This window comes from Sinomicrobium pectinilyticum (assembly GCF_003725735.1).
GTDB lineage: Bacteria > Bacteroidota > Bacteroidia > Flavobacteriales > Flavobacteriaceae > Sinomicrobium > Sinomicrobium pectinilyticum.
In genome coordinates this window covers 1-4,936 of record NZ_RJTM01000215.1, presented here as the reverse complement: position 1 = coordinate 4,936, position 4,936 = coordinate 1, and the positions used below count along the sequence as shown (strand labels likewise).

The window sequence follows — 4,936 nt, the reverse complement described above, 5'->3', positions numbered from 1 at the left end:
TAAGGCTCCCCTCTTGTGATGAAGAGGGGTGGACCGCTTTGCGGGACGGGGAGTTTTGACCAGCCCCAACTTTGGCGTATTTACCCAAACATTTGCGCTGATACCAATGGTCCGGGACTTCAAACCCTCCCCCCGTAGCTGCGCTAGGGTACCTCTACTTCGCCTTGGCTCAGCACAGCGCCTTTATCATCCCGATGACTATCGGGAGGGAGGAGCTTTTTGGTTTTTTCTTCCCTCTTTTACCCGTTATAACTCCACCAAGCTCCTCCTCTTCATCCCGATAATCCCGAAGCTTTCGGGATTATCGGGAGACGTGTACTTGTTGTGGTTTTAAGGATTGGGGAGCCACACCGGGTATATCTGCCCCGAAACTATATAGCCTCTTCCTGGTCCATTTTCTGGGAAAGGTGAAAGATCAGTTCTTCCAGGAACCGCGCTCTTTGCCCCTTGCGGCCCTTGATGGAAGCATAGGTCCTGTATACCTGGGGCAAACGGACACCGAAAAACACTTCAAAGGCCTCGGTAATATTCCGGATGTCGGCCTGCCCGTGGTTAAAGACTTTTCCGCTATACAGGGCATAGATCAGTTCGGTCAAAGAAACCTTTGAAGCTGTCCAGACCAGCTGGTGATCTGCCGGGGAATCGCCGGCGGAAGTATGTATGCCCGAAATTTGCTGCCGGGATTTCCGAAGGTAGTCCACTACCCGCTGCATTGCCATGACCCGGGCCCACAACAGGTCGTGAGAGGTAGAAAAGTCGGGATCCCGATAATGGGCCTCCCCGGGAAAGACGGGAAAGTGTCCCAACGTTTTCCGGGTAAAATATTCCGGGTCCCGATGGGTATACCCCTGTTCCATATAATACACAAATTCCCGGTGCTTTTGAAAAAACTTGTCGGCTTTGTGAAGTTGCTTTTTGTAGAACTGTTTTTGCAGGTCTTTATCTGCCCGTGGCTTACGAAGTTCACAGGAGCCCACTTCCGTAAAGTAGATCAGCCAGCTTAAAGGGATAGCCTTGATCTCTTTAAAAAAGCGGATTTCGGCTTCCCGGGTATTCAAGCCGGTTTCCCTTACCATTTCCCGTAACCGGTACAGGGTTTTACGGCATAAAAGCACGCCCCGGTGAATTTCCGGTACGGAATGGTGTAACTGCTTTATATCTTGTAGTTCCCGGTTAAAACCGGCAATAACAGCATCATATACCATATCTTCTGGCTATCTCTGTTACACTAAGGGAAATATGGCGGTCAAGTACAGGGTAAGCCGGAATTATCTCCCTGGCCTACACAGCATTGTCCCCGGTTGTGCCAGGGATCACGATCTACGTTTATAGTGTTAAACCGGACCAGAAACCGGTCCGAGGGGGTAGTTACGTTTTCCGAATTTAACAAAAATTACCGGATGCTATTTCTATGGCAAAAGTTAAAATCCTCATTGCACAAAAACACATTGATTATTGACAAATAAGAAGCCTGTTATCTTAAAATTTTTAACATTAGATCAGTTAAATTGTTAAAACACAAAACAATAATCCGATTTTTTTGTAGCTTTTATTCCGTTACATCTATAAAAAAATGTATGTATCCGAACATCATATCGAAAATGAATATACCTCGTACCGGGTGGAGGACGGGATTCTTTTTCACGTCTATAAGCCGAACACCGTTATAGATTTAGACGCTGCAAGAATCATTACCGCAGACCGTATAGAATTTCAGCACCATACCGCATACCCCATTCTTTGTGATGTACGGGGGGTTATAGAGGCAGACAAGGCCGGAAGGGACTATATTGCCCGCAGAGGTTTTGTCCTGGCCAAAGCCGTTGCCTTTTTGGTACATATACCAATAGGCATGGGATTAATGCAATATTTCCTGGAAATCCATAAGCCCCGGCCCGATGTCCCCACTCACCTGTTTACGGAAGAAAGCCGCGCTATTGACTTCCTGAAACCCTACACCGTATAAGCTCCACTTTAAAAGCCATTCCGCATACTAACCAATACTATACCATACCATGAACACAGAAGATATTAACGAGAAAAGGATCAGAAGCATATTTCGTATGCTGGTTGCCCTGTCCAGGGGAAATTTTTCCTATAAAATTAAAAGAACAGGCTGTAATGATTACCTGGAAGCCCTGATCATGTGGTTTAATATGACTGTCGAGGAGCTCCGGGAAATCCTGAAGCACTACAGTTATATCAATCCCCGTGATTCTTACCGGTACCTGGTTCAGATGAGTTTTGTGCTGGACAATCAATACCGTATCCGGAGGTTTAACGCCCCGGTGCCGGATCTCCTGGGTTATGAAGAAAAAACGTTTAACAACAAGCTTTTTAAAGATTTACTCTCCGGGGAATCACTGGAAACCTGGGAAGCGGCAAAAGACAAATTAAACCAATGGCAACAATACGCCGTACAACTGTTTTTTTCCACCCGGCAACAGTTCCTGGTCCCTGCCTTTTGTACCCTTTCCAGGCTTAGGGACAGCGAGGGAAACCCTTCGGGTATCCTGGTCACCTCTACCGAGACCGTGCTACAGGAAGACCTGCGGGACCATACTTCCCTGGAAAGTACCGGGACGGCACACGACAAACCGGCTGCATTTCACGGGGAGCCCGATATACATCTTCTCCAGAAGGTCTACGACCATATCCTTCATAACCTGGAAAAACCGCTACCCTCCCTGAAGCAGCTCGCCCATGATTTCGGGACTAATGAGTACAAGCTGAAACGGGGATTTAAGCAGGTTTTTAAAAAGACCATCTTCCAGTTTCACCATGGAGAAAGGCTCCGAAAAGCCCGCTTGCTGGTGGAACATTCCGGTATTCCTTTACCGGTAATCGCCAAAATGTCCGGGTTTAAAGATTACCCGAATTTTTCCAAGGCGTTTAAAAAGAAATTCGGCCATTCCCCGAAGCAGCTGCAAAAGCAACTTTTACAAAAGGGCCGGAAGAAAAGCTAAACCGCTGCGGACTGTAAGCCCGGGAGGTCGAAAGTGGAAATAGACGTGTTATAGTTACCTGGTTAACAGGTGATTAAGTTATGCAGATGTATCCGTCCGGGCCACTCCTCAGCGGGGAATACACTATTGCAAATGAGACGGAAAACGTTGTTTGTCGTTAAAATCCGTAACATAATTTGACGATTTTCGTCTTTTATATATAGAACTCGTCTTGCGTGCATCATGTCATTAAAATGGGAAAAAAGGACATCATTATTTTATCAGGATTTATACTTCTGAAATTTTTGTTACACTATTTCTTAATAGCTCCTGAATATGATTTACAACGCGATGAATATCTTCATTTGGATCAGGCCAACCATTTGGCTTTCGGATTTGCTTCCGTTCCCCCTCTTATATCCTGGATTTCATTTCTCATTAAACTTCTCGGTAACAGCATATTTTGGATTAAATTTTTTCCTGTTTTATCCGGAGCGTTAACCATCGTTGTGGTATGGGCAACCATATCGGAGCTTAAAGGTAATTTGTATGCCAAAATACTGGGGGCTACCTGTATACTGTTTTCCGTATTGCTAAGATTAAACACACTTTATCAGCCTAATTCGTTTGATGTTCTATGCTGGACTACAACTTTTTTCTTTTTAATAAAATACATCAACACAGACCATAGCAAATGGATATACTATACGGCTATTGTTTTTGCCTTAGGTTTTCTCAATAAATACAATATCATCTTTTTAGCATTGGGTATAGCACCTGCCTTAATGATTACAAAAAGCAGACGCTTGTTTCTCAGAAAGGAAATCTACCTGGCCATAGTACTGGCATTGCTGATTGTAAGTCCGAATCTGATATGGCAATACCAAAACGGTTTCCCTGTATTTCATCACTTAAATGCATTGGCCGATTCACAACTTGTACATGTGCCGAGAACATTATTTCTGAAAAACCAGCTTTTGTTTTTTACAGGCTCCATAGTTGTCATCACCAGCGCTCTTTATGGGCTCCTGTTTTCCGGTTATTTTAAAAAGTTTCGGTTCTTATTCTGGGCGTTTCTCTTCATATTAACCCTATTTACGTATCTGAAAGCAAAGGACTATTATGCTATTGGACTATACCCTGTTTACATTGCCATAGGCTCGGTTTATGTATTTCGAATTCCGGACCATACGTTCGGAAAAATGATTAAACCCATACTGTTTATAGTACCGGTATTGGTATTCATTTTAAGTTTTAATGTAGCATTCCCAAATAAAACACCAGAATATATTATCAGCAACCAGGATACGTATAAAGCCCTGGGGTTGCTTCGATGGGAAGATGGTAAAGACCATGAAATTCCTCAAGATTATGCAGATATGCTGGGGTGGAAAGAATTAGCCACTAAGGTGGATAAGGCCTATTTGATTTTAAATGACCCGGAACGAACTTTGGTGCTTTGTGATAATTACGGGCAAGCCGGGGCTATTAACTTTTATTCTGAAAACGGGATAAAAGCCGTTTCATTTGATGCCGATTATGTAAATTGGTTCGATCTACAAAAAGATTATACCCATCTCATACGGGTAAAAAACGGATGGGAACGAGAGCATGAACTTATGGAAACAAGTCCTTACTTTGAACATTCCATAATTTCAGATTCCGTTACCAATAAATATGCCCGGGAATTCGGTACAACAATTTTTATTTTTCAGGGATCTAAGGTCGATATAAACAAGAGGATTGAAGCCGAATTGAATCGGATAAAGAATCATAACTAAGAGACTGTCTAACTTTTGTATATTTTTTTCCGGCAACAGGATTCAGATAGCACCCCCAATAACTTAATCACCTGTTACCCCACCCACCCATTACACTTCATGTAAGGCTTTACGCTAAAAAAATAATCCCGATGTGACAAGCCCGTTTTCGGAAGTAACAAAAATTATTACGGAACTTTATACTGTTTAAAATCAAAGGATTGTAATCGG

General features: G+C 43.4%; 4 protein-coding genes. 3 read left to right on the top strand and 1 reads right to left on the bottom strand.

Translation table 11 applies throughout. The annotated features are described in order from the left end of the window. Nucleotides 1-371: 371 nt before the first annotated feature. A complete protein-coding gene (locus ED312_RS23410) occupies nucleotides 372-1,205 on the bottom strand; it encodes an RteC domain-containing protein (RefSeq protein ID WP_123218434.1) in 834 nt (277 codons plus the stop codon). Between the two features lie 368 nt (nucleotides 1,206-1,573). Between ED312_RS23410 and ED312_RS23405 the strand changes: the two genes are divergently transcribed. The 3 genes from ED312_RS23405 to ED312_RS23395 all read left to right on the top strand — a co-directional run bounded on the left by ED312_RS23405 (nucleotide 1,574) and on the right by ED312_RS23395 (nucleotide 4,726). Then, on the top strand, nucleotides 1,574-1,966 hold the full coding sequence (locus tag ED312_RS23405) for a DUF7793 family protein (RefSeq protein WP_123218433.1): 393 nt from the start codon (nucleotides 1,574-1,576) through the stop codon (nucleotides 1,964-1,966). A gap of 49 nt (nucleotides 1,967-2,015) precedes the next feature. Then, nucleotides 2,016-2,966 (top strand): AraC family transcriptional regulator, encoded by a 951-nt coding sequence (locus tag ED312_RS23400; protein ID WP_123218432.1) that lies wholly within the window; start codon nucleotides 2,016-2,018, stop codon nucleotides 2,964-2,966. 233 nt (nucleotides 2,967-3,199) lie between these two features. Beyond that, nucleotides 3,200-4,726 carry a glycosyltransferase family 39 protein gene (locus ED312_RS23395; protein WP_123218431.1) on the top strand — a complete coding sequence of 509 codons (1,527 nt, stop codon included), beginning with the start codon at nucleotides 3,200-3,202 and terminating at the stop codon, nucleotides 4,724-4,726. Nucleotides 4,727-4,936: the final 210 nt, after the last annotated feature.